This is a genomic window from Pseudomonas sp. S12(2018) (assembly GCF_024355235.1).
Taxonomy (GTDB): Bacteria; Pseudomonadota; Gammaproteobacteria; order Pseudomonadales; family Pseudomonadaceae; genus Aquipseudomonas; species Aquipseudomonas palmensis.
Map to the genome: position 1 here is coordinate 17,355 of NZ_QLAD01000004.1, position 26,597 is coordinate 43,951.

General features: G+C 65.7%; 23 protein-coding genes. 12 read left to right on the plus strand and 11 right to left on the minus strand.

Features of this window, described 5'->3' with window-relative positions; genetic code table 11:
• The 4 genes from DN388_RS10410 to DN388_RS10425 all read right to left on the minus strand — a co-directional run bounded on the left by DN388_RS10410 (position 1) and on the right by DN388_RS10425 (position 4,115).
• Positions 1–1,944 (minus strand): LodA/GoxA family CTQ-dependent oxidase, encoded by a 1,944-nt coding sequence (locus DN388_RS10410; RefSeq protein ID WP_254999565.1) that lies wholly within the window; start codon positions 1,942–1,944, stop codon positions 1–3.
• Between the two features lie 130 nt (positions 1,945–2,074).
• Positions 2,075–2,290: a PLD nuclease N-terminal domain-containing protein gene (locus tag DN388_RS10415; protein WP_043861225.1), complete on the minus strand. Its 216-nt coding sequence runs from the start codon at positions 2,288–2,290 to the stop codon at positions 2,075–2,077.
• 87 nt (positions 2,291–2,377) lie between these two features.
• The gene (locus DN388_RS10420) at positions 2,378–3,124 is read right to left on the minus strand and encodes a hypothetical protein (RefSeq protein ID WP_043861224.1); all 747 of its coding nucleotides are present in this window, start codon (positions 3,122–3,124) and stop codon (positions 2,378–2,380) included.
• Positions 3,125–3,242: 118 nt separating this feature from the next.
• Positions 3,243–4,115 carry a LysR family transcriptional regulator gene (locus DN388_RS10425; RefSeq protein ID WP_088515131.1) on the minus strand — a complete coding sequence of 291 codons (873 nt, stop codon included), beginning with the start codon at positions 4,113–4,115 and terminating at the stop codon, positions 3,243–3,245.
• Between the two features lie 106 nt (positions 4,116–4,221).
• Here DN388_RS10425 and DN388_RS10430 point away from each other — a divergent pair, with 106 nt between their 5' ends.
• The 6 genes from DN388_RS10430 (at position 4,222) to DN388_RS10455 (ending at position 12,220) form a co-directional block, all read left to right on the plus strand.
• Positions 4,222–5,613, plus strand: a complete 1,392-nt coding sequence (locus tag DN388_RS10430; RefSeq protein WP_254999579.1) for an aldehyde dehydrogenase family protein — start codon at positions 4,222–4,224, stop codon at positions 5,611–5,613.
• 257 nt (positions 5,614–5,870) lie between these two features.
• Positions 5,871–6,872 carry a polyamine ABC transporter substrate-binding protein gene (locus DN388_RS10435; protein ID WP_229590265.1) on the plus strand — a complete coding sequence of 334 codons (1,002 nt, stop codon included), beginning with the start codon at positions 5,871–5,873 and terminating at the stop codon, positions 6,870–6,872.
• Positions 6,873–7,001: 129 nt separating this feature from the next.
• Positions 7,002–8,555, plus strand: a complete 1,554-nt coding sequence (locus tag DN388_RS10440; RefSeq protein WP_100632735.1) for a PucR family transcriptional regulator — start codon at positions 7,002–7,004, stop codon at positions 8,553–8,555.
• 245 nt (positions 8,556–8,800) lie between these two features.
• Positions 8,801–10,261 carry an NAD-dependent succinate-semialdehyde dehydrogenase gene (locus DN388_RS10445; protein ID WP_054914469.1) on the plus strand — a complete coding sequence of 487 codons (1,461 nt, stop codon included), beginning with the start codon at positions 8,801–8,803 and terminating at the stop codon, positions 10,259–10,261.
• Positions 10,262–10,313: 52 nt separating this feature from the next.
• Entirely contained in the window at positions 10,314–11,606 is a 1,293-nt protein-coding gene (gene gabT, locus DN388_RS10450) for a 4-aminobutyrate--2-oxoglutarate transaminase (RefSeq protein WP_043861219.1), read from the plus strand.
• Positions 11,607–11,728: 122 nt separating this feature from the next.
• Entirely contained in the window at positions 11,729–12,220 is a 492-nt protein-coding gene (locus DN388_RS10455) for an Lrp/AsnC family transcriptional regulator (protein ID WP_043861218.1), read from the plus strand.
• Here the strand turns inward: DN388_RS10455 and DN388_RS10460 are convergent.
• Positions 12,217–13,107 (minus strand): LysR family transcriptional regulator, encoded by an 891-nt coding sequence (locus tag DN388_RS10460; protein WP_043861217.1) that lies wholly within the window; start codon positions 13,105–13,107, stop codon positions 12,217–12,219. The genes DN388_RS10455 and DN388_RS10460 overlap by 4 nt on opposite strands.
• Before the next feature lie 125 nt (positions 13,108–13,232).
• On the opposite strand from DN388_RS10460, the gene DN388_RS10465 reads away from it, so the two are divergent.
• On the plus strand, positions 13,233–14,414 hold the full coding sequence (locus DN388_RS10465) for an acetyl-CoA C-acetyltransferase (protein WP_043861216.1): 1,182 nt from the start codon (positions 13,233–13,235) through the stop codon (positions 14,412–14,414).
• A gap of 111 nt (positions 14,415–14,525) precedes the next feature.
• Here the strand turns inward: DN388_RS10465 and DN388_RS10470 are convergent, their stop codons facing one another.
• The 3 genes from DN388_RS10470 to DN388_RS10480 are packed head-to-tail and all read right to left on the minus strand — an operon-like array spanning position 14,526 to position 17,677.
• Positions 14,526–15,317 carry a transglutaminase family protein gene (locus DN388_RS10470; protein ID WP_054914468.1) on the minus strand — a complete coding sequence of 264 codons (792 nt, stop codon included), beginning with the start codon at positions 15,315–15,317 and terminating at the stop codon, positions 14,526–14,528.
• Positions 15,314–16,264 carry an alpha-E domain-containing protein gene (locus tag DN388_RS10475; RefSeq protein WP_043861214.1) on the minus strand — a complete coding sequence of 317 codons (951 nt, stop codon included), beginning with the start codon at positions 16,262–16,264 and terminating at the stop codon, positions 15,314–15,316. The genes DN388_RS10470 and DN388_RS10475 overlap by 4 nt, the downstream gene beginning before the upstream one ends.
• 3 nt (positions 16,265–16,267) lie before the next feature.
• Positions 16,268–17,677 carry a circularly permuted type 2 ATP-grasp protein gene (locus DN388_RS10480; RefSeq protein ID WP_043861213.1) on the minus strand — a complete coding sequence of 470 codons (1,410 nt, stop codon included), beginning with the start codon at positions 17,675–17,677 and terminating at the stop codon, positions 16,268–16,270.
• A gap of 302 nt (positions 17,678–17,979) precedes the next feature.
• On the opposite strand from DN388_RS10480, the gene DN388_RS10485 reads away from it, so the two are divergent.
• The gene (locus tag DN388_RS10485) at positions 17,980–18,861 is read left to right on the plus strand and encodes a bile acid:sodium symporter family protein (RefSeq protein ID WP_254999601.1); all 882 of its coding nucleotides are present in this window, start codon (positions 17,980–17,982) and stop codon (positions 18,859–18,861) included.
• Between the two features lie 90 nt (positions 18,862–18,951).
• On the opposite strand, the gene DN388_RS10490 is transcribed toward DN388_RS10485, so the two are convergent.
• Positions 18,952–20,217 carry an NTP/NDP exchange transporter gene (locus DN388_RS10490; protein WP_054914466.1) on the minus strand — a complete coding sequence of 422 codons (1,266 nt, stop codon included), beginning with the start codon at positions 20,215–20,217 and terminating at the stop codon, positions 18,952–18,954.
• Positions 20,217–21,137, minus strand: a complete 921-nt coding sequence (locus DN388_RS10495) for an aldo/keto reductase (protein ID WP_196932198.1) — start codon at positions 21,135–21,137, stop codon at positions 20,217–20,219. The genes DN388_RS10490 and DN388_RS10495 overlap by 1 nt, the downstream gene beginning before the upstream one ends.
• A 130-nt stretch (positions 21,138–21,267) precedes the next feature.
• Here DN388_RS10495 and DN388_RS10500 point away from each other — a divergent pair, with 130 nt between their 5' ends.
• Genes DN388_RS10500 through DN388_RS10515 form a run of 4 tightly spaced genes read left to right on the plus strand, consistent with a single transcriptional unit; the run spans position 21,268 to position 24,722 of the window.
• On the plus strand, positions 21,268–21,867 hold the full coding sequence (locus DN388_RS10500; RefSeq protein WP_043860615.1) for a paraquat-inducible protein A: 600 nt from the start codon (positions 21,268–21,270) through the stop codon (positions 21,865–21,867).
• On the plus strand, positions 21,864–22,496 hold the full coding sequence (locus DN388_RS10505; protein ID WP_043860614.1) for a paraquat-inducible protein A: 633 nt from the start codon (positions 21,864–21,866) through the stop codon (positions 22,494–22,496). Before DN388_RS10500 ends, DN388_RS10505 begins: the two co-directional genes overlap by 4 nt.
• Positions 22,489–24,144, plus strand: a complete 1,656-nt coding sequence (locus tag DN388_RS10510; RefSeq protein WP_100632732.1) for an intermembrane transport protein PqiB — start codon at positions 22,489–22,491, stop codon at positions 24,142–24,144. Before DN388_RS10505 ends, DN388_RS10510 begins: the two co-directional genes overlap by 8 nt.
• Positions 24,145–24,161: 17 nt before the next feature.
• Positions 24,162–24,722, plus strand: a complete 561-nt coding sequence (locus tag DN388_RS10515) for a membrane integrity-associated transporter subunit PqiC (RefSeq protein WP_043860612.1) — start codon at positions 24,162–24,164, stop codon at positions 24,720–24,722.
• A gap of 18 nt (positions 24,723–24,740) precedes the next feature.
• On the opposite strand, the gene DN388_RS10520 is transcribed toward DN388_RS10515, so the two are convergent.
• On the minus strand, positions 24,741–26,438 hold the full coding sequence (locus tag DN388_RS10520; protein ID WP_058540222.1) for a sulfatase-like hydrolase/transferase: 1,698 nt from the start codon (positions 26,436–26,438) through the stop codon (positions 24,741–24,743).
• Between the last annotated feature and the right edge of the window lie 159 nt (positions 26,439–26,597).

Sequence of the window (26,597 nt, forward strand, 5' to 3'; positions counted from 1 at the left end):
TCAAATCTCGTCCCTGCGCAGCCGACGACGTGGCGGTACCTTCTGCCTGGGCGGCTCCAGTTCGGTCTCGCCCAGCAACGGTGACGGCGAATCCAGGGCCTCGATCACCGCCAGCAGGTCGAGCTTGGCATTGGAGCCGGTGACCCGCTCGGGCCGCCCGCTTTCGATCCAGGCCCGCGCCGGCAACCCCAGTGCGGTCGCCTCGGGGGTGGCGTCGTGGGCCAGCAGAATGCCCAACTCCCACCAGTGGCTCACCATCAGGTTGATGCGCGTGAAGTAGCTGCCCTTCAGGTCGCGCAGCCAGTCCTCGCGGTAGGAAAAGTGCTTGAGCTGCTGCGCCGGCGTGGTGCGTCTTGCGCCCACACGCTCCCAGGCCTCGCTGCTCAGTACCTGGTTGGGCACGCGGGCCCCCCAGTAGCTGGGGAACGACAGGTAGGTACTGGGCTCGTACTCGGCATCCGACAGGCACGAGGCCTCGTCGGTCTGCCACGGCACGCCCAGCGCGCGGGTCAGCGAACCCGGGCCCACGCCGTCCAGCGGGCCCTGGGGTGCCAGGCACACCTGTGGCGTGAGTTCGTCACCGAAATCCTGGCGCACTGCCTGCCCCTGGGGCAGTACCGCCAGGCGATAAGGGCTGCGCCACACGCTGGGCACACGCATGAACCAGGTCAGTTCGATGCCCGGGTGGAACGGGCCGCCCAGGCATTCATGCAGGCCGGCGCGGTCCAGCGCCTGGGCCTGGGCGCGCGGTTCGAGCGTATCGAAGTCTGCCGGTACCGGCGCGCCCTGCCAGTCGGCGACGAATTCGCCTTGCGCCCACTGGCTCAAGGCCTGGTACATCAGCGGGGTGACCGCGAGCCCGACCGCGGATGGCGGCTGGGGGTCGAGGTCATAGTCGCCGTAATAATCGCCGTACAGGGGCAACAGCGCCGGGGCGAACGCGGCGGTGCTGGCGGGGTCGCGAAACAGCGCGAAGACCTTGCGCCGAAAGTCCGCACTGGCCTCACCGGGGTCGGCCAGCCGGGCCACCACGTCGGGGTTCTGGGTATCGAGTGGCGAACCGTGGCCGCTGAGCATGAACAGGCCCTGGTTGGTCCACTGCATGTGGGTCATGCGCTCGAAGATCGGCCAGATATCGCGGGTGAACGAACAGCCCGGTTCGGCCGGCAGCTGACCCTGGCGCACGAACAGGTCACGCACCACCTCTTCCATGGTGACCACGCCAAACAGCCCTGGCGCGTAGTTGGGGGGCGTCACCACCAGGTAGCCGGGCTCGGCATCTAGGCGCTGGCCGTTGTTGAACGTCACCCGTGCGTACACCGGGCCGTCCGACACGTCGTCGTGCCAGTCGTCGTTGTTGGCGAAGGTTGTCGGTGGGGTCTTGTCCACCCGCGGTGCGCTGTGGCCGTGCCCGCCGAGGGCGATCAGGCGCCCGGCCTCGTCGGTGCGCAGTTCGCCCAGGTACACGGGTTTGCCGTGGAAGGTGCCGGTGTCGAAATGGAAGGGCTTGCCTTGCTGGCGGCGGCCGCTGATGGTCCTGGGGCCGGGGCGGATGTCCAGGGCCTGGCGCTGCGCGCCGGTCACGTGCGGGTTGCGCCGTTTTTCGGCGATGGCGTACTGGCCGGGCAGGTCCATGGCGTTTTCGAAGGCGTACCAGCCGGCCTTGAGGTTGGCGACTTCCACGGTCCATTCGATCTGCACGCCGTCGTCCAGGCTCAGTTCCTGTACGGTGCCGTCGTGCAGTTCGGCATAGAGGCGAAAGCGCACGGCCTGGCGCCGCACCTGGCCCCTGGCATCGCGAAATTGCCCGTCGGCGCTGCTGGCCAGTGCCCCTGGCACTTGCGCGGCGAGTACGTACTCCTCATCGCCATCGGCGTTGCCGACACGGGCAACGCCGAGCCCTGGGTGCACACGAATGGATTTGATCGATGCCGGGCTGATCATGGCCGTCTAGCCTCCTTGCCAGTGGGGTCTGCGCGAATGCGCAATTTCGCGCTCAACGCTAGATGGCGAATGGAGGGGTGTCAAATGGCCATGTCAGCCAGCAATCCGAAGCTCAATTTGCGCCGTTGAGTCAGCCGTTGCGAGAGGCCGCGTTGTTGTTGATCGCCTTGGGCCCCGCCACGCCCCACACGATCAGGCCGACCAGCGGCACGAACACCACCAGCACGATCCACAACATCTTGCGGTCGGCCTTGCTCTTGCTGCCGATGATGCTCTTGATGGCCCACAGTTCCACCAGGGCCAGGATTACCGCCAATGTGATCCAGATATAACCGTTGTTTTGCATGCGTCATCTCCCGAATGGTATTGCGTTAGGTCAGGCGACGCCGCGATGGTTCAGTGAATCTGCGCCCAAAGGCGCCAGGCAGACACCTCACTGCACCGGCAGAAAGTTCATCAGCAACAGGCTCTGCGCATAGTTCAGGCCGATGCGCCGGTAGCGCTCGTCGAGCATCTGGGTCAGCAGGTCCAGGCGCGCGACGATCTTGCCGAACTCCACGGCAAAGCTCAGGTTGCTGCCCGCCTCGGAGATTTCGTTGGAGAACAGCAACAGCACGCCATTGGCATCCTGGCGCTGGCTCAGCAGCCAGGTGGCCTTCTCGATGTTGCGCGCTGCGTTGCTGACGAACTGCGGGTCGATGGTGTCGGTGATGAAGAATTCGGTACGCCCGCCATGGGCGGTCACCAGCATGCTGCCGATGGCGTAGATGAACGCGCCAACGCGGTCGCCCCTGAACTCCGGGCTCAGGGCATAGCTCAGTGCCGCCAGGTCGCGGCGCTCGCCCAGCTGCGGCAAGGCCTGGCGCTGCTCGATGGCCTGGCGGATCTGCCGCTCGGCACTGGCAGCATCGAGAAAGCCCGATTCGCGCCACTGGTTGGGGTTGCGCAGGTACAGCTTGCTCATCAACAGGTACAGGCTCTGCAGGTTGTCCTGCATCGACAGCGTGGCCATGCGATCGACGCTGGTCTGGAACAGTTCCTGGGGCCGGCCGTTGCCCAGCTGGGTGGCGATATCGCGCCCCTGCTGCTGGGTACAGCCAGCGGCGCAGGCCATCAGCGTGCCCGCCAGCAACAGCCGGCGCAGCACGCGCTGGGGTGGAACGCAAAGCGGATAAACCATCGGCACCGGGGTCTGGATTCACGGGCCGCGTCGGGGATCGACGCGGCCTGGCGATGAATAGAGCCGAAAAAACGCAAAAAGTGCGATAACCGCCAGACCGCAGTGGCGCCACGCCGCACTATTGGAGCACCGCGCCCCGCTCCTCCAGCAGTTTCACGAACATCGCCAGGCTGCGCGATACCGTGCCGCTGCGCCATACCAGCCAGGTGCGCAGGTAGCGAAAACGTTGCGACATCGGCCACACGCTGACCGTGGCGCACCCCGGCATGCTCTCGAGCATGCTGCGTGGCATCAGCGCCAGCCCCGCCCCTGCGCTCACGCAGGCGAGCATGCCGTGGTAGCTCTCCAGTTCGAAGATCTTGCCCGGCACGGCGGCATCCTGGGTGAACCAGCGCTCGAAATGATGGCGGTACGAACAGTTGGCCCGGAACGCATAGATGCTCTGCCCGTTGACGTCCTGGCCACGGTGGATCGGCGCATGGTTGAGCGGCGCGATGATGACCATCTCCTCCTCGAACACCGGCACGCCCTCCAGCGAGGGGTGCAGCACCGGGCCGTCGACGAAGGCCGCCGCCAGGCGTCCCGACAGCACGCCCTCGATCATGGTGCCCGACGGCCCGGTGGAGAGGTCCAGCTCGACCTTGGCGTACTGCTGGTTGTAGGCCGCCAGCAACGCGGGGATGCGCACCGCTGCGGTACTTTCCAGCGAGCCCAGCGAGAACGCCCCCTGGGGTTCCTCTCCCGCCACGGTCAGGCGGGCCTCCTCCACCAAGGCCAGGATGCGCTTGGCGTACTCCAGGAAGGTCCAGCCGGCCGGCGAGAGGCGCAGGCGCAGCTTTTCACGAATGAACAGCTCCACCCCCAGGTCGGCCTCCAGCTGCTTGATCCGCGTGGTCAGGTTCGACGGCACGCGGTGGATGTGCTGGGCGGCTGCGCTGATGCTGCCGTGCTCGGCCACGGCGGTGAAGATCTCAAGCTGTACCAGGTCCAAAAACATTCTCCAAACGTGAAAGAAACCGTTTTTATTATTCAGTTTTCGAAAGATTAGCACGGCATTACGCTGGGCCCCTGTTTCCCTTCTGACAGGAACGCCCGCCATGACCGACATAACCAGCCACACCCATGCCTTCTCGATCAACCCGGCCACCGGTGAACGCATCGGCCACTACGCCTATGAAACCGACGCACTGATTGACGCCGCCCTGGGCCGCGCCGCTGCCGGTTTTGCCGGCTGGCGGCGTACCCCGCTGGCCACCCGCTCGGCCCTGCTGGTGAAACTGGCCGGCGTGCTGCGCGACAACGCCCAGGCCATGGCGCGGATGATTACCCTGGAAATGGGCAAGCCTGCGGCCCAGGCCCGCGGCGAAGTGGAAAAGTGCGCCCAGCTGTGCGAGTGGTACGCCGAGAACGGGCCGGCCATGCTGGCCCCCGAGCCAACCCAGGTACCCGACGCCAAGGCCCACATCGAATACCGCCCACTGGGCCCGATCCTCGCGGTGATGCCGTGGAACTTCCCGCTGTGGCAAGTGCTGCGCGGTGCGGTACCCGCGCTGATCGCCGGCAACACCTACGTGCTCAAACACGCGCCCAATGTGATGGGCTCGGCCTACCTGCTGCGCGATGCGTTCCAGCAGGCCGAATTCCCCGAAGGCGTGTTCGAGGTGCTCAACGTGACGCCTGAGGGCGTATCCAGGGCCATCGTCGACCCGCGCATCGTCGCCGTGACCCTTACCGGCAGCGTGCGTGCCGGTGCCGCCATCGGTGCCCAGGCCGGTGCCGCGCTGAAAAAATGCGTACTGGAACTGGGCGGCTCCGACCCGTTCATCGTGTTGAACGATGCCGACCTGGATGCCGCCGTGCAGGCTGCCGTGATCGGCCGCTACCAGAACACCGGCCAGGTGTGCGCGGCAGCCAAGCGGCTGATCGTCGAAGCCGGCGTGGTCGAGGCATTCACCCGCAAATTCGTCGAGAAAACCCGCTCGCTGGTGATGGGCGACCCGTTGCTGGCCGACACCTACCTGGGGCCGATGGCGCGTCATGACCTGCGCGACGAGCTCGACCAGCAGGTCCAGGCCACCCTGGCCGAAGGCGCCACGCTGCTGCTGGGCGGGCACAAGGTCGAAGGCCCGGGCAACTACTACGCGCCCACGGTACTGGCCGACGTCACCGACCAGATGACCTCGTTCCGCCAGGAGCTGTTCGGCCCGGTGGCCTCGATCATCACTGCCCGGGATGCGCGCCACGCCCTGCAGCTGGCCAACGACAGCGAATTCGGCCTGACCTCGACCGTGTACACCCGCGATGCGGCACTGGCCCGACAACTGGCCGACGAACTGGAGTGCGGCGGCGTGTTCATCAACGGCTACAGCGCCAGTGATCCTCGCGTGACCTTCGGTGGCGTGAAGAAGAGCGGCTTTGGCCGCGAACTCTCGCACTTCGGCGTTCGCGAGTTCTGCAACGCGCAGACCGTATGGTTCGATCGCCACTAAAGTACGAAGCACCTTCCTATAAAGCGCAGGATAAAAAAATAGGCTTATCCTGCGTTTAATAGATACCCATGGCAGCGCTTATCCATTAGCCTCAACTCACTCTCAAACACAGCAGGCACCTTGCCACTATAAAAATCAGCACCTTTCATCTATTTTGCGCCCGCTTGCAACTGCCAAACATAACTCGAAATAACAGTCTTGATTGGAGCGTTCGAATGTCGAAAAAACTCTTCACCCTCACCGTGCTCGGTGGCCTGATGCTGGCCAACAGTGCCTTTGCCGACAAGCTCACGGTGATCTCCTATGGTGGCGCGAGCAAGGCCGCGCAGGTCACCGCGTTCTACAAGCCCTACGAAGAAAAGACCAAGACCCAGGTGATCGCTGGCGAGTGGAACGGTGAAATCTCCAAGCTCATCGCCATGAACGACACCAAGACCGTGACCTGGGACGTGCTCGATACCGAAGACACCGACCGTGCCCGTGGCTGTGAAGAAGGTCTGTTCGAAAAACTCGACTACGAACGCCTCGGCACGCCGGGCGACTGGATCGAAGGCACCAAGAGTGACGACGGCTGTGGCGTCGGTATCTTCGTGTGGTCCAATGTGCTGGCCTACAACGCCGACAAACTGAAGGTCGCCCCTACCGGCTGGGCCGACTTCTGGGACGTGAAGAAATTCCCGGGCAAGCGCAGCCTGCGCAAGTCTGCCCGCGGCTCGCTGGAATTCGCCCTGATGGCCGACGGCGTGCCGCCTGCCGAAGTCTACAAGCTGCTCAGCACCAAAGAAGGTGTGGACCGCGCCTTCAAGAAGCTGGACGAGATCAAGCCGTACATCCAGTGGTGGGAAGCCGGTGCACAGCCGCCGCAGTACCTGGTGGCTGGCGATGTGGTGATGGCGTCCTCGTACAACGGCCGCATCCACGCCGCACAGCAGAGCGGCAGCAACCTGAAGATCGTCTGGAACCAGAACCTGTACCAGTTCGACGAGTGGGCCATCCCGCGCGGCACCAAGAACCTGGACAAGGCCTACGACTTCATCAAGTTCGCCATGCAGCCTGAGCAGCAGAAGCTCTACACCGAGCAGATGGCCTACGGCCCGTCCAACACCAAGGCCGCCGAAATGCTCGACAAGTCGCTGGCTGACGACCTGCCCACCGCGGCAGAGAACCAGAAGAATGCACTGCGGGTAAACGTCGAGTTCTGGCTCGAGAACGCAGAAACGCTTGAACAGAAGTTCAACGCCTGGGCTAGCAAGTCCTGATTTCCCCTCCCTGTGCGCCTCATGGATGATCAGCGCACAGGTTCTATTCTCCTGTCCAGGGCCCTCCCCGCAGCCATGTCCAGTCCGCTAGACTGCGATCCTCTATCGTGTCTGGATCGTGGATTGCACATGAAACTCGCCACAGCCCTGGAACAGACCTCCCTCAGCCAGGCCACCGTGGTCGCGGGCAGGCAATGCCTGGACCGCGACCTGGCGTGGGTGCATATCGTCGATCACCCCGACATCTTCAACTGGCTGAAAAAGGGCGACCTGCTGCTGACCACCGGCTACAACTGGCCGCAGGACCCGCAAAAATGCCGCGACATGGTTCGCCGGCTGGCCGAGCTGGGCCTGGCCGGGGTCGTGATGGCAGTCCCGCACTTTCACGAACACTTCCCCCAGGCGGCCATCGAAGAGGCCGACCGCTGCTGTTTCCCTTTGCTGGAACTGCCCTGGGAAGTCGCCTTCAGCGACATCACCCAGCAGGTTCTCGAACAGATCATCAACTTCCAGACCCGCATCATCCGTCGCTCCGACCTTATCCACCGCATGCTCACCCGCGCTGCCATCGAGGCCGACAACCTGCAGAGCCTGGCCAGCGCCCTCACCAGCGCCCTGGAACTGCCGGCGCTGATCGTGGCCAGCTCCGGCAGTGTGCTGGGGGCCAGCGAGCCGGCCAATGACGCCGTGGAGCTTGCCGTGATGCGCCACCTGAACGAGCAGGCCAACCTGCTGCAGGGGGTCGAGCCGCAGGTGCTGGAGCTGGACGCCGATGCCGGCGCGTTTCGCCTGGGCTGCCCCATCCGCCTGCAGGGCGAGCGGGTCGGGGTGGTGTGGCTCAAGGGCCAGCGGGACAGCTTCGAGGAGCTGCACTGCCGCGCAGTGGAACATGCTGCGCTGATCGCCGCCCTGCAGCTGTCCCATCAACGCGAATTGCTGGACCAGGAAAACCGCCTGGGCCATGCCCTGGTGGCAGGGCTGCTGGAAGGCAAGTTCCCCGAAACGCCACGCGCCATCGAACGTGCGCTGGTGTCCGGCTGGTGTCATACCCGCGACTACCGCGTGTGCCTGGTGTTGCTGGACGAGCCGATTCCCCTCAGCCGCGAGGGCTTCCAGCGGCGCAAGGAGCAGGCCGAGCGCATCACCGAGATCATGCAGGGGTTGGGAATCGCGCCCCTGCTGTCGGTGTCGTTGAACCAGATCAGCCTGATCGTGCCGGCCGATGTGGTGCCCGAGTCGATCTGGAAGCATATTCGACTGGACGGCGGCGCCATGGCCGCCAGCCGCGTGCACCGGGGCGTGGCAGGCATGGCCCAGGGCGCCGGAGATGTGGCCACCCTGCTGCCGCTGCTGCGCCCGGGCAAGCTGCATGGGTTTGACGAAGTGCTGTTTCCGCGGGCGCTGATGGGCGACGACGATGCACGGCGCATGCTGCTGGAGCGCCTGGTGACCCCGCTGACCCGGCACAAGAACGGCGCCATGCTCATGGAAACCCTTTGCACCCTGGCCAGCGAAGGCTTTCAGCTGGCCAGCAGCGCCCGCTGCCTGGACATCCACATCAGCACATTACGCTACCGCGTGGAGCGCATCGAAGAGCTGCTGCAGCTGTCGATGGAGAACCCGCAGGCGCGCTTTCAGCTGCAGGTGGCAACCGAGATGTACCGCCTGCAGAACGACGCCTGACAAACAATCTGCTGCCTGTACCGCCCGGTGGCGGGCCAGGCCCGCTCCAGCAGGCCGTCAGTGGCCTTGCGGGAGCGGGCTTGACCGGCGCTGGAGACACCTCGACCACCCCCGCAGCATAGTGTGCTGCCAACCTCCTCAATACGGCATTTATGCCTGGCCCGAGCGGCCATCTCGGCATCGGTCACTGCGTGCCTGTTCTTACAATCGTGCCATTCACCGGACCCGTAGAAGGCACCCTCTCCATGTTGAAAAGCACACTGCGTGACCCCTCGCTGCTTGTCGAACGCGCTTACGTCAATGGCAGCTGGATCGATGCCGACAACGGCGAAACGATTGCCGTGATCAACCCCGCCGACGGCAGCGAAATCGCCCGGGTCCCGGCCCTCGGCGCCGCCGAGACGCGACGCGCCATCGAGGCCGCCCAGGCCCGTTTCGAAAGCTGGCGCGAAGTCCCCGCCGCCACCCGCGCACGTCACCTGGAAGCCTGGTACAGCCTGATCCTGGAAAACCAGGAAGACCTGGCGCTGATCATGACCGCCGAACAAGGCAAGCCCCTGAGCGAGTCGCGCGGCGAAATCGGCTATGGCGCCAGCTTCGTCAAATGGTTTGCCGAAGAGGCCCGTCGCATCTACGGCGACACCATCCCCGCGCCCACCAACGACCGCCGCATCCTGGTGCTCAAGCAGCCGATCGGCGTGGTGGCGGCCATCACCCCGTGGAACTTCCCCAACGCGATGATCACGCGCAAATGCGCGCCGGCCCTGGCCGCCGGCTGCACCGTGCTGGTCAAGCCGTCCGAGATGACCCCGCTGTCGGCCCTGGCCCTGGCGGTACTGGCAGATCGTGCCGGCATCCCGGCCGGGGTGTTCAACGTGCTCACCGGCCTGCCTGCCGGCATCGGCAGCGAAGTGACCGCCAACCAGGCCGTGCGCAAGTTGTCGTTCACCGGCTCCACGCGCATCGGCAAGCTGCTGATGAGCCAGTGCGCCGACACCCTCAAGCGCCTGAGCCTGGAGCTGGGTGGCAACGCGCCGTTCATCGTGTTCGACGACGCCGACCTCGACCTGGCGATTGCCGGGGTGATGCTGAGCAAGTTCCGCAACGCCGGGCAGACCTGCGTGTGCGCCAACCGCATTCTGGTGCAGGACGGCATCTACGACCGCTTCGCCGAGCGCCTGCGGGCTGCGGTGGCCGAGCTGAAGGTGGGTGATGGCCTGGGCGAGAACGTGACCATCGGCCCGCTGATCAACGCCGCCGCCGTCGCAAAAGTCGCCAGCCACATCGGCGATGCGGTGGAAAAAGGCGCCAGCATCTCGATTGGCGGCATGCCCGACGACACCGGCCTGTTCGTGCAGCCGACCGTGCTGCTGGACGCCACCACCGACATGCTGCTGGCCACCGAAGAGACCTTCGGCCCGGTTGCCCCGCTGTTCCGTTTCAAGGACGAAGCCGAGGCCCTGGCCATCGCCAACGCTACCCCGTTCGGCCTGGGCGCCTACTACTTCACCCAGGACATGCGCCGCGCCTGGCGTGTGGGCGAGCGCCTGGAGTTCGGCATGGTCGGCCTGAACACCGGGATCATCTCCATGGAAGTGGCCCCGTTCGGCGGCATGAAACAGTCCGGTACCGGCCGTGAAGGCTCCAAGTACGGCCTGGACGAGTTCCTCGAAATCAAGGCCTGGCACATGGGCGGCCTCGACTGAATACCTGCGTTCCCGAACCCCTGACACCATCGTTAGTTAATGGAGCTGCACCATGAATTCTGCACTGACTGAAAATCAACGCCTGCTGGCCCTGCGCGAGCAGCACGTACCCCGCGGCATCGCCACCGCCCACCCGATCGTGGTCAGCCACGCCCAGGGTTCGGAGCTGTGGGACGTGGACGGCAAGCGCTACCTGGACTTCGTCGGCGGCATCGGCGTGCTCAACGTCGGCCACAACCACCCGCGCGTGGTCGAGGCCGTGCGCCGCCAGGTGGGCGAGATCTCCCATGCCAGCTTCCAGGTGGTGGCCTATGCGTCGTACATCGACGTGGCAGCGCGCCTGAACGCCATGGTCGGTGGCGGCGAAGCCTACAAGAGCGTGCTGTTCACCTCCGGCGCCGAAGCGGTGGAGAACGCCATCAAGATCGCCCGTGGTTACACCAACCGCCCGGCGGTGATCTCGTTCCGCGGCGGCTTCCACGGGCGCACCCTGCTGGGCGTCACCCTGACCGGCATGAGCCAGCCGTACAAGCAGAACTTCGGCCCGTTCCCGGCCGAGATCTACCACGCCACCTACCCCAACGAATACCGCGGCGTGAGCAGTGACGACGCCCTGGCCGAACTCGACCACCTGTTCGCCACCGACGTGGCCCCCGACCGCGTGGCGGCCATCCTGATCGAGCCGGTGCAAGGCGATGGCGGCTTCCTGCGCGCCCCCGATGCCTTCCTGCGTGCCCTGCGCGAACGCTGCACGCGCCACGGCATCGTGCTGATCCTGGACGAGATCCAGGCAGGCTTCGGGCGTACCGGCAAGCCGTTCGGCTTCCAGCACTCGGGCATCCAGCCTGACCTGGTGACCGTGGCCAAGAGCCTGGCCGGCGGCATGCCGCTGTCGGGCGTGGTGGGGCGTGCCGAGATCATGGACGCGCCGACCCCGGGCGGCCTGGGCGGCACCTACGGCGGCAACGCCGTGGCCTGCGCGGCTGCACTGGCGGTGATGGACCTGTTCGAGGAAGAAGACCTGCTGGCCCAGGGCGAGCAGCGTGCGGTGCAACTGCGTGAAGGCCTGCTGGCCCTGCAGAACCGCTACCCGTGCATCGGCGACGTGCGTGGCCTGGGCTTCATGCAGGCCATCGAGATCGTGGCCGACGACGCCGCGCAGACCCCGGACGCGAACCTGGCCCAGGCCATCATCGACCAGGCCCGTGAAGCCGGCCTGCTGGTGATCAAGTGCGGCGTGTACCGCAACGTGGTGCGCTTCCTGGCACCGCTGGTGACCACCGAGGCGCAGATTTCCGAAGCGCTGCGCATGCTCGACCAGGCGTTGACCCGCGCTACGGCGTAATCCGCCCCTCTGCGGCGCCACCTTCGCTGGCAATGCCGGCTCCCACCGGGAGCGGCCTTGCCAGCGAAGGCCCCGTGGGTGAAAGTGTGTTTTTTTGTCATCCCGCATTTCAGGAGTCAGGAATGGAAGCGGCAACCAAGCTCGATCGGATCGATATCAACATTCTGGTCCAGTTGCAGAAAGACGGCCGCATGACCAACGTCAGCCTGGCCGAAGCCGTGGGGCTGTCGCCCAGCCCGTGCCTGCAACGGGTCAAGCGACTCGAGGCGGCAGGCTATATCAGCGGCTACGAAGCCCACCTGAACCTGGCCAAGTTCGCCAACTCGGTAACCATCTTCACCGAAGTCACACTGAGCGACCACAAACGCTCCGACTTTCAGAAATTCGAATCGAGCATTCGCAACATCGACGAAGTGCTCGAATGCCACCTGATCAGCGGTGGCTATGACTACCTGGTGCGCTTTCTGACCAGCAGCATCCAGCATTACCAGGAGCTGATGGAAACCATCCTCGACCAGAACATCGGCATCGAGAAGTACTTCAGCTACATCGTGATCAAGTCGCCGGTGATGAAGAACAAGGTGCCCCTGCGCAGCCTGCTCGCCGCCGTCTAGCGCCTGGCCTCGGCCTGCTGCTCATGCAGGCTGTCGAACAACGCCTGGGCCGCAGCCGACAGTTCGTGGCCCGGCTTGCTCAGCACCCCGATGGCACGTTCCACCGGGTCGCGCAGAGTGATGCAGCGCGCGCCCAGCTCGTGCATCTGGCCGGCGCACAGGGCCGGCACCGCGCTGACCCCAAGCCCGCTGGCCACCATGCGACCCACTGTCACCAGTTGATGGCTCTCGAACTCCACCGCCAGCTTCATGCCGCGCGCCTTGAGGTGCTCTTCGAGCATCACGCGCACGTTCGAGGGCCGTTGCAAGGTGATGAACGGCTGCTGCAGCAAGGTCTGCCAGTCGATTTCATCCAGCGCGGCCAGGGGCGAATCCAGCGGCACCACGGCAGTGAACCGGTCGACGTACAGGGGCGAGAACACCAGCGACGAGCCTTCGAACGGTTCGAACGCCACCCCCAGTTCCACCTGGCGGTCACGCACCATCTCCAGCACCTGTTCGTTGATCACGTCGTTCACCGTGACCCCGATGTTCGGGTAGCGGGTGCGAAAGTTCTTCAGGATGGGCGGCAGCAGGTTGCCGGCGAACGACGGCATCGCCGCAATGGTCACGCGCCCGCGCTGCAGGGTGAAGCGCTGGCGGATCTCGTCCTCGGCGTTGTCCCAGTCGGCAAGCAGGCGGCGCGCCAGGGGCAGCAGCGATTCGCCTTCCGGGGTCAGCGTGACGTTGCGCGTGGTGCGCGTGAACAGCCGCCCGCCCAGGCCCTCCTCCAGCGACTTGATGGTCAGGCTCAGTGCCGACTGCGACAGGTGCAGACGCTCGCAAGCCACCGCAAAACTCAGGCTCTGGGCCACTGCCCAGAAGGCACGCAGCTGCTTGACGGTCATGCTGACTCCGGCAAAACGGGGAATTGTTGAGGTTTATCGATCAATCCATCTCAAAAATCAACTTAACAAATATATGTAATGGCGCAACACTCACGCCACTGGACCACTAACAAGGAGAATATTCCATGCAAGACGTCGTCATTGTCGCGGCCACTCGTACCGCCATCGGCAGTTTCCAGGGTTCGCTGGCCGCCATCCCGGCCCCGGAGCTGGGCGCAGCGGTGATCCGCCGCCTGCTGGAGCAGACCGGGCTGGCCGGCAGCGAAGTGGATGAGGTGATTCTGGGCCAGGTGCTCACCGCCGGCAGCGGCCAGAACCCGGCGCGCCAGGCCGCGATCAAGGCCGGCCTGCCCCATGCGGTACCGGCCCTGACCCTGAACAAGGTCTGCGGCTCGGGCCTCAAGGCCCTGCACCTGGGCGCCCAGGCAATCCGCTGTGGCGACGCCGAGGTGATCATCGCCGGCGGCATGGAGAACATGAGCCTGGCCCCCTACGTGCTGCCTGCCGCGCGCACCGGCCTGCGCATGGGCCATGCCAGCATGATCGACAGCATGATCAGCGACGGCCTGTGGGATGCCTTCAACGACTACCACATGGGCATCACCGCCGAGAACCTAGTGGACAAGTACGCCATCACCCGTGAGGCCCAGGACGCCTTTGCCGCCGCCTCGCAGCAAAAGGCCTGCGCGGCCATCGAGGCCGGCCGCTTTGCCGACGAGATCACCCCGATCCAGATCCCGCAGCGCAAGGGTGAGCCGCTGGTGTTCGCCACCGACGAACAGCCCCGCGCCGGCACCACCGCCGAGTCGCTGGCCAAGCTCAAGCCGGCGTTCAAGAAGGACGGCAGCGTGACGGCGGGCAACGCCTCGAGCCTCAACGACGGCGCAGCGGCGGTGCTGCTGATGAGCGCGGCCAAGGCCAAGGCCCTGGGCCTGCCGGTACTGGCGCGCATTGCGGCCTATGCCAATGCGGGCGTGGACCCGGCGATCATGGGTATCGGCCCGGTCAGCGCGACCCGTCGCTGCCTGCAGAAGGCCGACTGGTCGCTGGATCAGCTGGACCTGATCGAAGCCAACGAAGCCTTCGCGGCCCAGGCGTTGTCGGTGGGCCAGGAGCTGGGCTGGGACGCGAGCAAGGTCAACGTCAACGGCGGCGCGATTGCCCTGGGCCACCCGATCGGTGCCTCGGGTTGCCGGGTGCTGGTGTCGTTGCTGCACGAGATGATCAAGCGTGATGCGAAGAAGGGCCTGGCAACCCTGTGCATCGGTGGTGGGCAGGGTGTGGCGTTGGCCATCGAGCGCGCCTGACCCTCGATCTGCAGCGCCTCGTCGCGGGTCAAGCCCGCTCCCACAGGATTGCCGTGGCCCCTGTGGGAGCGGGCTTGACCCGCGATGGCGTCGACACCTTGCATCGCCTGGCTACTGCACCTGCACCATCAGTTCCACCTGCACCTTGGCCAGCATGTGCTCCATCCCCCCGCCCCGGCGCATTCCGCGCACCGGGCACGCATCCAGGTAATCCAGCCCCACCGCCAGCTTCAGGTGGCGCTCGGGCCTGGCCAGCCGATTGGTGATATCGAAACTGTACCAGCCCTCCCCCAGCCAGGCTTCGGCCCAGGCATGGCTGGCCAGGTGCGTGGCGTCCTCGGTGCACAGGTAGCCCGACACATAGCGCGCCGGGATACCCAGGCTGCGCACACAGGCCAGAAACGCATGGGTATGGTCCTGGCAAACCCCCGCCTGCCTGGCGAACGACTCGGCCGCGGTAGTGCCCACCTCGGTCGCGCCGGGGCTGTAGGGCATGTGCTCGGCCAGCGCATTCATCAGCTCGATCAGCGCCGCCCTGTCGCGCCGCTCGCCGCAATGCTGCGCGGCAAACGCCAGCAGCGCCTCGTCGGCGGCGGTCAGCGGGCTGCTGCGCAGAAACGGCAGCGGCGACTGCAGGTCCGGCTCCACCTCGCGGGTGGGGTCGATCTCCACCTGGCCGTGGGCGCACAGCACGATCTCGCCGTGGGGCTCGTCCAGGGTCAGTACATGCAGCACGTTGCCATAGGGGTCGAGCTGGCTGCGCACCTTGCGCGGCATGTCCACCTGCCAGTCGATGACCCGCTGGCGCTCGCTGTCCTGGGGCGTGAGGCGCAGGAACTGGATGCTGGTGCACACCTCGTTGGCATAGCTGTAGGTGGTGTCGTGGCGAATGGACAGTTTCATACCACCTCCAGGTAGGCGTCGTGAATGGCCTGGCCCAGGTCGCGGACCTGATCGATGAACTCGATCAGCCAGGCGTGCAGGCCTGCATCGAGGATCTCGTCGATGCCGGTGTAGCGCAGGCGAGCGTTGAGGCCGGCGGCCAGGCGCTGCGCCGGGCGGCCGTTGATGCCGGGCAGGTTGGACAGTTCAAGGTCCAGCTCCTGGATGCAGGCATGCAGCGAGCGCGGCACCTCGGCGCGCAACAGCAGCATTTCCGAAACCTGCTCGGCGTTCGGTGCGTTGCGGTAGATCTCGTTGAAAGCCTCGAACGACGACAGGGCGCGCAGCAAGGCGCTCCACTGGTAGTAGCCACGGGCCGACTTGTCGCTGACCTCCTCCGACTCCTCGCCAAACATCTCGTAGCGCGCATCCAGCAGGCGCAAGGTGTTGTCGGCACGTTCGATGAAGGTGCCCAGGCGAATGAAACCATAGGCCTCGTTGCGCATGATGGTGCCCGAGGTGGCCCCGCGAAACAGGTGCGAACGCTCCCGCACCCATTCGCAGAACTGGCTGATGCCGTAGCGGCCCAGGCCGTTGCCGGCAATGGCGCGCATCTCCAGCCAGGTGGCATTGATGTTCTCCCACATGTCGGCGGTGATGCGCCCGCGCACGGCGTGGGCATTGCTGCGCGCCGCACGCAGGCAACAGTAGATGCTGCCGGGGTTGGCCTCGTCCAGGGCAAAGAAGTGCAGCATGTGCTCGGTGTCGAGCGCGCCGTGGCGGGCCTTGTAGTCTTCCAGCGTGCCGGCCGCCAGCAGCGACATGGCCAGCTCCGCGTGGCCGTCGCTGCGCCCGGCCTGGGGCATCAGCGACAGCGAGTAGCTCACTTCGAGCATGCGCGCGAGGTTTTCCGCGCGCTCCAGGTAACGCGACATCCAGTAGAGGTCTGCAGCGGTTCTTGAAAGCATGGTTCAGTCCTCCACCACCCAGGTGTCCTTGGTACCGCCGCCCTGCGACGAGTTGACCACCAGCGAGCCTTCGCGCAGCGCCACCCGCGTGAGGCCGCCGGGCACCAGGCGGGTCTGGCTGCCCGACAGCACGAACGGGCGCAGGTCGATATGGCGCGGGGCGATGCCGCTTTCGACAAAGGTCGGGCAGGTGGACAGGCACAAGGTGGGCTGGGCGATGTAGTCCTGCGGGCGAGCCTTGAGGCGCAGGCGGAACGCTTCGATCTGCGCTGCCGTCGACGCCGGCCCCACCAGCATGCCGTAGCCGCCCGAACCCTGGGTTTCCTTGACCACCAGGTGCTCCAGGTTGGCCAGCACATGGGACAGCTCGGCCGGCTTGCGGCACTGCCAGGTGGGCACGTTCTTCAGGATCGGCGCTTCGTCCAGGTAGAAGCGGATCATCTCGCCCACGTAGGGGTAGATCGACTTGTCGTCCGCCACCCCGGTGCCGACCGCATTGGCCAGCACCACGTTGCCCAGGCGGTAGGCGGCAATCAGGCCGGGCACCCCGAGCATCGACTCAGGGTTGAAGGTCAACGGGTCGAGGAAGGCGTCATCCAGCCGGCGGTAGATCACGTCCACCGGCTGGGGGCCGCAGGTGGTGCGCATGAACACGCGGTCGTCACGCACGAACAGGTCGGCGCCTTCCACCAGTTCCACCCCCATTTCGCGGGCCAGGAACGCATGCTCGAAGTACGCGCTGTTGAAGCGCCCCGGGGTCAGCACCACCACCGTGGGGTTGTCCAGCGGGCTGGCGCTCCTGAGCGTGTCGAGCAGCAGGTTGGGGTAATGGTCGATGGGCGCGATGCGCTGGGCGGCGAACAGCTCGGGGAACAGGCGCATCATCATCTTGCGGTCTTCGAGCATGTAGCTCACGCCGCTGGGGGTGCGCAGGTTGTCCTCGAGCACGTAGTAGCTGCCGTCGCCATCGCGCACCAGATCCACCCCCGCGATATGCGCATAGAGGCCCCGGTGCAGCCCCAGGCCACGCATGGCCACCTGGTAGCCCTCGTTGGCCAGCACCTGCTCGGCCGGGATGATGCCGGCCTTGAGGATGCGCTGTTCATGGTAGATATCGGCCAGGAACATGTTCAGTGCCTGCACCCGCTGGATGCAGCCACGCTCGATGACCTGCCATTCGCTGGCCTTGATGCTGCGCGGAATGATGTCGAACGGGATCAGGCGTTCGGTGCCCTGCTCGTCACCGTAGAGCGTGAAGGTGATGCCTGCGCGGTGGAACAGCAGGTCGGCTTCGCGGCGGCGTTGCGCCAGCAGTTCCAGCGGCGTGTCCGCCAGCCAGCGGGCAAACTCGCGGTAATGCGGGCGACACTGGCCCCCTGCGGCATACATTTCGTCAAAAAAAGCTCCGGACATACCCCACTCCTCGCCGTGTTCGTAACGGCTTCTTCTAATTGGCTGCTGTCTTCCAGTACCCGGGCCTTTCAACAGACTTTAGCAAGGGCTGTGCCCAACGCCCGGGAATCGCTCTGCCACGCCCCTTGAGCGCGGCGGGCGACCCGAGCGGTGCATGCATTTGCCCCATAACGGTGCGCGCAACCTGCCCGGTGCACGCTGCGCACCTTTTCGTAAAGACTTGTATCTACGGGGCCTCCCCAGCAGCACATGGCGATCTGGTGGCCTAGAATGCCGACACCTCTTTTCTGCGAGTTGCTGCCATGACCGCTTCGCCATTGCTGACCGCCTTCCTGCCCGTTGCGCTGGGCATCATCATGTTCGGCCTGGGGCTTTCGCTGACCCTGGCCGACTTCGCCCGGGTGGTGAAATACCCCAAGCCGGTGTTCATCGGCCTGGTGTGCCAGATCCTGCTGCTGCCCTTCATCTGCTTTCTGATTGCCAACGGTTTTGGCCTGGCACCGGCCCTGGCGGTCGGCCTGATGCTGCTGGCGGCCTCGCCCGGCGGCACCACCGCCAACCTGTTCAGCCACCTGGCGCACGGTGACGTGGCGCTCAACATCACGCTGACGGCGGTGAACTCGCTGATCGCGATCCTGACCATGCCGCTGCTGGTCAACCTGTCGCTGAGCTACTTCATGAGCGCCGACCAGGCCATCCCGCTGCAGTTCGCCAAGGTGCTGCAGGTGTTTGCCATCGTGCTGGTGCCGGTGGCGCTGGGCATGCTGGTGCGGCGCCTGACCCCGGCCTTCGCGGCGCGCATGGAGAAACCGATGAAGCTGGTGGCGGCGCTGTTTCTGGCCGGCACGGTGATGCTGGCGCTGATGAAAGACTGGGCCACCGTGGTCGAGTACGCGCCCCTGGTAGGCGCAGCCGCGCTGTTGTTCAACCTGGTGAGCCTGGGGCTGGGCTACTATGTGCCGCGGATGCTGAAGATTCCGAAGCGCCAGGCAATCGCCATCGGCATGGAGATCGGCATCCACAACGGTACGCTGGCGATTGCACTGGCGCTGAGCCCGACCCTGCTCAACAACTCGACCATGGCCATTCCGGCGGCGCTGTACAGCCTGATCATGTTCTTTACCGCCGCCGGGTTTGGCTGGTGGGTGAGCCGCAACCCGGAACCGGTGGCAGTGCTCGACTGACTGCACGGCAAGGCCGGCTGCTACGGGGTTCTGTGAACGGCGCAACCCCCTGTAGGAGCCGGCCTTGCCGGCGAAGCAAGCCAACACCGTTCAATTGCGTTGCTCCAATCGCCGCTGCCGTCTGCCCAGCCAGCCCCCGGTCGCCGCCCACCCCAGCGCAATCCCCGCCCCGATCAGCATCGCCAGTTGCGGGTGCTCACCCAGCACATCCAGCCCGCGCTTGACCCAGCCACTGAGCGCATCGCCACCGCGATAGACCACCGTGTCGATGAAGTTCTTGGCGCGGTACTTCTGCTCGGCCGGCAACACGGTGTACAGCATCTCGCGCCCCGGCCGTACCAGCGCATACTCCCCCGCACGGCGCACCACCATCACTACCACGAACACCGCAAACACCGGGGCCAGGGCCAGCCACAGGAAGCCGGCCACCATCACCAGCGGCACCGCCACCAGCAACACGCCCACCCCCATGCGCCGCGCGATGCGCCCTGTGAAAAACAACTGGGTGAGGATCGCCAGCGCCTGCACCACGGTGTCGATCAGGCCGAACACCTGGGTCTGGCGGGTGCGGTCGGTAAAGGTCTGTGCCACCAGCCGCGCCTGCTCGAAGTACAGGAAGGTACTGATGCTGGCCAGCAGCACCACGAACAGCGCCAGCATCAAGAGGTAGGGCGAGCGAAGCACCTCGCCGGCCCCGGCGAACGGGTTGCCGCCCAGCGGCCGGGAGCGCGGGTGTTCGGCCTCCGCCGGCAAGGGCGCACGGTCGCGCCAGCGCTGCAGGTAGGTTGCCGCGCCGATGCTGCCCAGCAGAAACAGCGTGGCCAGCAGCACCAGCCCGGCATGCCCGACCACGCCCACCAGCAGGGTACCCAGTATCGGCCCCACCAGCCCGCCCAGGCTCGCACCGGCTGCCAGCAACCCGAACAGGCGCTTGGCCTGCTCGTTGCTGAACAGGTCGGCCAGTACGCTCCAGGCCAGCGAGATGCTCAGCAGGTTGAACACCGACAGCCAGATGTAGAACGCCCGGGCCACCCACAGGTTGTCGGGCTGCACCGCGAACACCAGGGCGAAGGCCAGCAGGTTGCTTGCCAGAAAGCCGTAGGTCCAGGGCAAGATCCTGCGCCGCCGGGCCCGCGCCACCACCCAGCCGAACAGCGGCAATGCCAGCAAGGTGACGATGAAGGTGCCGGTGAACAGCCATTGAAGGTTGTCGACGCCGCCGGCCACCCCCATGGTCTCGCGTACCGGTCGCAGCATGAAATAGCCGGCGAACAGCAGGAAGAACAGCGCAAGGCCGCCCACCACCGCCGGGGTTTCGTCGTCGTGAAAGGTGAACAGCCGGCCCAGCAGGCGCATCAGCCGAACATCTTGATCAGCGCCTGCTGCCGGGCCGTGTCGAGCAACGCGCCACTGCCGGCCTTGAGCTGGTCGCGTTGACGGTCCGGGCGGCTGGTGGCCGGGATCACGGTCGTCACTGCCGGGTGACTGAGGGCAAATTTGAGAAACAGCTGCGCCCAGCTGCCAATGCCGGCTTCGCCGGCCCAGCCCGGCAACGGCTGGCCCTTGACCCTGGCAAACAGCCTGCCGTCGTCGAAGGCGCGGTTGATCAGTACCGCCACGCCCTTGTCCTGTGCCAGCGGCAGCACCGTGCGCGCGGCGCCAGGTGCATTCACCGAATAGTGGATCTGGATGAAGTCCAGCGGCTCGCGGCGCAGGATGCGCTCCAGTTCGTCCAGCCCGCCATCGGTGTAATGGGTAACGCCCACGTAACGGGTCTTGCCCTGGGCCTTGAGTTCACGGGCGTAGGGCAGTTGGCGCTGCCAGTCGCGCAGGTTGTGCACCTGCAGCAGATCGACCTTGTCGGTGCGCAGGCTGCGCAGCGTCTGGGCCCATTGCGCCTGCGCCGCAGCCTGGCTGTCGGCGGCGATCTTGGTGGCCAGGAAGGTGCGCTCGCGCCAACCGCCCTCCTCCAGCAACTGGCCCAGTATCGCGTCGGCGCCGCCATAGTTGGGCGAGGTATCGATGACCCGGCCGCCACCGTCGAAGAACACCTGCAGCACCGCTTTGAGCTGCTGGTACTCGGGGGAACCTGCCGTCACCTCGAAACTGCCCGAGGTGCCGGCGCCGATCACCGGCAAGGCCTCGCCGGTGGACGGCACCTTGCGCTCGAGCAGCGCCGTGTGGGGCTGCGCCAGGGCGTGCGGGCGGCTCAGCAGCAGCCCCAGGCCAGCGGCCAGGGCAGCACTGGTGGCGAGAAAACGGCGACGCGTAGGCATGCGCAGGCCTCCTGCAAAGCGGCGTTGGAAGGGGTCAAAGGGTCAAGCATAGACCATGGCCCAACGGCGCCGATTTGCTCAATTGCCATGCGCTTCTATATTGAGCTAGTCCCTGTTGCGAGTGCCAAGCGTGGCCAGCACCGATCGGTTGATCATCTGCGAACACTGCGACTGCGTGTATGAACGGGTCGAGCTCGCCAAACACCAGAAAGCGCTATGCCTGCGTTGCGGCGCCGTGCTGCAGCGCCATAACGGCCTGGATGTACAGCAGCGCCTGGCGCTGAGCCTCACTGCAGCGATCCTGTGGATGTTCGCCAACTTCTACCCGGTGATGAGCATCAGCCTGCAAGGCCTGCACAACAGCGCCACGTTATGGGACTCGGTGCGCGCCCTGGCCACCGGGCCGATCACCTTCATCGCCCTGGTGGCCGCCATCGCGATCATCATCGCGCCGATGTTCCAGCTGTTGCTGCTGCTGTGGGTGCTGGTGCATGCCCTGGGCCGACGCCGCTCGCCGGCCTTCAGCCTGTGCATGCGCTGGCTGGAAACCCTGCGCCCGTGGAGCATGCTGGAGGTGTGCCTGCTGGGGTCAATGGTGGCGGTGTTCAAGCTGGCCGGGCTGCTCGATGTGCTGCCAGGCCTGGGGTTGATCGCCCTGGCCGCCCTGAGCCTGCTGATGATCCGCCTGGCCGGGCGCGATATCCGCGACCTGTGGGTGTACCTGTCTTGAACGCGCCGCCGCTGGCCAGCGAGCTGGGCCTGGTGCTGTGCCATGCCTGCGGGCTGGCCTGCGACAACCGCGACCACCCCACCCAGTGCCCTCGCTGCGCAGCGCCGCTGCATGAGCGCAAGCCCGAGTCGCTGACCCGAACCTGGGCGTACCTGATCGCCGCCCTGGTGTTCTACATCCCGGCCAACCTGCTGCCGGTGATGAACACCAAGCTGTTCGGTGCCGGCGACGACAGCACCATCATGAGCGGCGTGCTCGAGTTCTGGGCCCATGGCTCATGGGACATCGCACTGATCATCTTCATCGCCAGCATCGCGGTGCCGGCCACCAAGTTCGTGGCCCTGGGCCTGCTGCTGGTGACGGTGCAGCGCGGCAGTACCTGGGCCCAGCGCCAGCGTTCGAAGCTGTTCCGCTTCGTCGAGCTGATCGGCTACTGGTCGATGCTCGATGTGATCGTGGTGGCGCTGGTTGCCGCACTGGTCAAGTTCCAGGCCCTGGGCGACATCGAGCCGCGCCTGGGCATTCTGTTTTTCGGCATGGTGGTGGTGTTCACCATGCTCGCGGCCATGAGCTTCGACCCCCGCCTGATCTGGCAACCGCCCAACGGCAAGGAACCCGCGCATGAGTGAAGACAGCAACCACAGCGCGGCACAACCGGCTCGCCCGGCGGTGCAGACCCGGCGCTTCAGCGTGTCGCTGGTGTGGATCGTGCCGATCGTGGCAGTGCTGGTGGGCATCTCGCTGGTGGTGCACAACTGGCTGCAGGAGGGCCCCAGTATCCAGGTCACCTTCAAGACCGGCCAGGGGCTGGAGGCCAACAAGACAGCAGTGAAGTACCGCAACGTGGTGATCGGCCAGGTCAGCGAAGTGGAACTCAGCCAGGACCAGAAGAGCGTCACCGCCACCATCAAGCTGGTCAAGCAGGCCGAGAACTTCACCCGCCAGGACTCGCTGTTCTGGGTGGTGCGCCCGCGCATCGGTGCGGGCGGCGTAACGGGTATCGACACGCTGTTCTCCGGTGACTTCATCGGCGCCGATGCCGGGCAGTCGGACACCCGCGCCAAGACCTTCACCGGCCTGGAGACACCACCGCCAATCACCTACGGCGAACCCGGCAAGCGCTTCAACCTGCATGCCTCCGACCTCGGCTCGCTGGGCGTCGGCTCGCCGGTGTACTACCGCAAGATCCAGGTCGGCCAGGTGGTGTCGTACGCGCTGGACGCCAACGGCAAAGGGGTCAATGTCGAAGTGTTCGTGCACGCCCCCAACGATGCCTTCGTCACCGACAACACGCGGTTCTGGAACGCCAGCGGCGTGGATGTCGAGGTGGGTGCCAACGGCTTTGCCCTGCGCACCGAGTCGCTGTCATCGCTGATGGTCGGCGGCGTGGCCTTCAGGGCCCCGGACTACAGCCCCGACGACCAGCCGGCAGCCGAGGACAAGACCTTCGAGCTGTTCGACGACCGCCCCGCCGCCCTCGCCCCGCCGGCGGGCAAGGCGCAGTACCTGGCGCTGCGCTTCGACCAGTCGCTGCGCGGGCTCAAGGTGGGCGCACCGGTGGAGTTCCTGGGCATGGAATTCGGCCGGGTAGTCGCCATCAACCTCGACTTCGACGCCAAGACCCGCACTTTTCCGGTGAATGTGGGCATCGTGATCTACCCGCAACGCCTGGGCCAGGCGCATACCAAGATGCTCAAGGTGCTCAATCACAACCCTGACGATGAACAGGCCGGCGTCCGCCTGATGGGCACCTTCATCGACAACGGCCTGCGCGCCCAGGCCCGCAGCGGCAACCTGTTGACCGGGCAGTTGTACATCGCCCTGGATTTCTACCCCAAGGCGCCCAAGGTGACCTTCGACCCGAGCGCGCGCCCCATCACCATCCCGACCATCCCCAGCAGCCTGGAGCAACTGCAGGAGCAGTTCCAGGCCATGGTCGAGAAGATCAACAAGCTGCCCATCGAACGCATCGCCGGCAACCTGGACGCCAACCTGGTGGAGCTGCGCAAGGCGCTCAAGCAGTTCAACGGCAAGACCTTGCCCGGCATCGAGGGCACCCTGCAGGACATGAGCACCACGCTCAAGAGTGCCAATGCGACCCTGGCCGACGACTCGCCACAGCGCGAGCAGCTGTCGCAGACCCTGGACGACCTGGGCCGCATGACGCGCTCGATGCGCGAGCTGGCCGACTACCTCAAGCGCAACCCCGAGTCGCTGCTGCGCGGGCGGCCCGACAATGCCCCTGCCGATGCCTTGCAACCTTCCTCGCGCCAATGAGCACTGGAGCCCGCCCCATGACCTATCTGCTCAAACCTTCGCTGCTTGGCATCGCGCTGTTGCTGGCGGCCTGTCGCAGCGAGCCGGTGCACTACCACACCCTGGTGCCTGCGCAGCTGCAGGCCGGGGCGACCCGTGCGGTAGACGTACGCATAGAGTCCATCAGCGTGCCGCCCCAGGTCGACCGCGAGCAGATCGTCGTGCGTCAGGGCGACAGCGGCCTGGCGGTGCTCGACAGTGAATGGTGGGGCGCCAGCCTGGTGGATGAACTGCGCAGCGCCTTGAGCGGCCAGCTCAACAGCAATGCACCGCGCACCCTGGGCCTGCGCCTGGAGGTGCAGCGCTTCGACTCGGTACCCGGGCAATACGCCCTGCTTGAGGCGCGCTGGCGCCTGCGTACGCTGGGCGGCGATGCCAACCGCCCCGCCCTGCGCTGCCACAGCCTGGTACGCAGTGCGGCGGGCACCGGGATCGCCGAGCTGGTAGCAGCCCAGCAACGCAACGTGGCGCGCCTTGCAGGGCTCATAGCCCAGGCGGCCGATGACACCCGGGCCGGGTGCCCGGCCTCCGGTTCCTGAGGCATCGGCCCGGTCAGCTCACTGGGCCGTGCCCACCGGCATGCCCTGCGGCCCCGGTGTGACCACCACGTCCAGGTCGATATGCTTGAACTCGGGCTTGGCACCAAGGCGTGCATTGAAGCGGTAGTTGAAACTGAACGGATCGTTGGTCGGCACGTTGAGCGCGTGTCCGTAGATCGGCTCGACCGCCGCGGCGTCATACCCCAGCAACTGCAGCAGCGTGGGAAAGATGTTGTAGTGGCTGGAGCGGTCCTTGTTGGTCGCCAGTTGCGCCTGCCAGTCCAGGGTCTTCAGGCCCTGGCCCTGGATCACCACCAGCGGCACCAGGCCCTCTTCCTCCACCGGGTTCTCGCCACAGTGGGTGTTGAGCCCCGGGTTGCCGCGTTCATGCAGGTCCTGGCCATGGTCGGAGGTGTAGATGATCACCGCCTGGCTCAGGTCGGCCTGGGCAAACAGGCGCTTGAAGAATTCGCCCACGCTCCACAGCACGCTGTTCTTGTACGAGTTGCGGTACAGCACCCAGTCCTGCGGGGTACCACTGAACCCGTCGCGCTGACCGGTATCGGCGATGTCGGCATAGTGGCCCCGCGGCAACGCCGGCGTGTAGGTCATGAACGCATCCGGGTACTTGTCGTGCACCGGAAAATGCACCCCCACCTTGTTGATCACGATCAGTTGCGGCTTGCCGTCGCCCAGCAGCTCCACGAGCTTTTGCAGTGCGGCCATGTCGCGGTCGCGCACCGGGGTGGTATCGAACTGGATGAACTGGTCGATGTCGCGCTTTTCGGTGGCATCCATCAGGTTCTGCAGGTTGCCGCCGGTGCGCTGGCTGTCGATGTAGACGGTGCCAAGCCCGGCCTGTTTGGCGTACTGCCAGATCGACGGCAGGGTCGAGTTGATGCGCAGGTAATCGCTGCGGGTGCCGCCGTAGCGCAGCGTGACGTTGGTGTCGGCGCTGCAATTGGCGATGGAGGCGGCATAGCCGTAGTTGAAGATGCTGGCCCCCGGCTGGGGGTGGGTGAGGTTGCTGGTGACCCCGTTGGGGGTATTGAGGTCCAGGTAGTTGCCCGAAACGCTCTCGTCGATGATCAGCACGATATCGCGCGCCAATGGCGGGCCGCTGCGCGCCAGTGTCACTGGCTGGCGCGGGCCCACGCTGTCGTGCAGCGATTCGTAGAGGAACAGGTTCAGGTAGGCCAGCGGCGTGTACATCACCGGCAGGCCGCGTGCGCCCTCGCCGGCACGCACGAACAGGATGCCGGTCAACAGCGCCAGGCCCAGCAGCGGTGCGGCCCACGCCAGGGTGCCGGGCAGCCGCTGCACCGGGTCCGGGCGCAGGCCCAGCCCCAGCAGCAACAGCAGCCCCTTGGCCGCGACCCCCAGGATCACGCTGTGGTACTGCTCAAGCGCCTCGCCGATGAACCCACCCGAATACACCATCGAAACGAAGGCGCTGTAGGTGAGGTACTCGGCGGTTATGCGCGTATAGGCGTCGAAAAACACCGCGCTGGCACAGAACCCCACTGCAAACAGCCAGCGCACCAGGCCCTGGCGTATGTTCGCGCACAGCCACAGGGCAGCCACCAGCAGCACGAACACACCGGCATACAACACCAGTGCCACCCCCAGCCCGATCGCCTCGAGACGCTCGAGGTAGTACGCATGGAAACTCAGAAGGTAGACCAGCAGCAACAGTCCCTTGATGTAAACGCGCATGACTTCCCCGCCAGAAATGTTTCCCCCCAGCCCACTGAGGTTTCCCACACGGTAGCAGGATGCCGACAAAGCGCAAACCACAGTTTGTCAAAAAAATGACGAAATGCAGGGCGCCGATTATGACGTTTTTCAAGCGGGAATCTGATGCATTCGCGAAAC

Bases quoted from the DNA above. Each gene is read 5' to 3' on its own strand.
- DN388_RS10410 (WP_254999565.1), bottom strand. From the start codon at position 1,944: ATGATCAGCCCGGCATCGATCAAATCCATTCGTGTGCACCCAGGGCTC.
- DN388_RS10415 (WP_043861225.1), bottom strand. From the start codon at position 2,290: ATGCAAAACAACGGTTATATCTGGATCACATTGGCGGTAATCCTGGCC.
- DN388_RS10420 (WP_043861224.1), bottom strand. From the start codon at position 3,124: ATGGTTTATCCGCTTTGCGTTCCACCCCAGCGCGTGCTGCGCCGGCTG.
- DN388_RS10430 (WP_254999579.1), top strand. From the start codon at position 4,222: ATGACCGACATAACCAGCCACACCCATGCCTTCTCGATCAACCCGGCC.
- DN388_RS10435 (WP_229590265.1), top strand. From the start codon at position 5,871: ATGCTGGCCAACAGTGCCTTTGCCGACAAGCTCACGGTGATCTCCTAT.
- DN388_RS10440 (WP_100632735.1), top strand. From the start codon at position 7,002: ATGAAACTCGCCACAGCCCTGGAACAGACCTCCCTCAGCCAGGCCACC.
- DN388_RS10445 (WP_054914469.1), top strand. From the start codon at position 8,801: ATGTTGAAAAGCACACTGCGTGACCCCTCGCTGCTTGTCGAACGCGCT.
- gabT (WP_043861219.1), top strand. From the start codon at position 10,314: ATGAATTCTGCACTGACTGAAAATCAACGCCTGCTGGCCCTGCGCGAG.
- DN388_RS10455 (WP_043861218.1), top strand. From the start codon at position 11,729: ATGGAAGCGGCAACCAAGCTCGATCGGATCGATATCAACATTCTGGTC.
- DN388_RS10460 (WP_043861217.1), bottom strand. From the start codon at position 13,107: ATGACCGTCAAGCAGCTGCGTGCCTTCTGGGCAGTGGCCCAGAGCCTG.
- DN388_RS10465 (WP_043861216.1), top strand. From the start codon at position 13,233: ATGCAAGACGTCGTCATTGTCGCGGCCACTCGTACCGCCATCGGCAGT.
- DN388_RS10470 (WP_054914468.1), bottom strand. From the start codon at position 15,317: ATGAAACTGTCCATTCGCCACGACACCACCTACAGCTATGCCAACGAG.
- DN388_RS10475 (WP_043861214.1), bottom strand. From the start codon at position 16,264: ATGCTTTCAAGAACCGCTGCAGACCTCTACTGGATGTCGCGTTACCTG.
- DN388_RS10480 (WP_043861213.1), bottom strand. From the start codon at position 17,677: ATGTCCGGAGCTTTTTTTGACGAAATGTATGCCGCAGGGGGCCAGTGT.
- DN388_RS10485 (WP_254999601.1), top strand. From the start codon at position 17,980: ATGACCGCTTCGCCATTGCTGACCGCCTTCCTGCCCGTTGCGCTGGGC.
- DN388_RS10490 (WP_054914466.1), bottom strand. From the start codon at position 20,217: ATGCGCCTGCTGGGCCGGCTGTTCACCTTTCACGACGACGAAACCCCG.
- DN388_RS10495 (WP_196932198.1), bottom strand. From the start codon at position 21,137: ATGCCTACGCGTCGCCGTTTTCTCGCCACCAGTGCTGCCCTGGCCGCT.
- DN388_RS10510 (WP_100632732.1), top strand. From the start codon at position 22,489: ATGAGTGAAGACAGCAACCACAGCGCGGCACAACCGGCTCGCCCGGCG.
- DN388_RS10515 (WP_043860612.1), top strand. From the start codon at position 24,162: ATGACCTATCTGCTCAAACCTTCGCTGCTTGGCATCGCGCTGTTGCTG.
- DN388_RS10520 (WP_058540222.1), bottom strand. From the start codon at position 26,438: ATGCGCGTTTACATCAAGGGACTGTTGCTGCTGGTCTACCTTCTGAGT.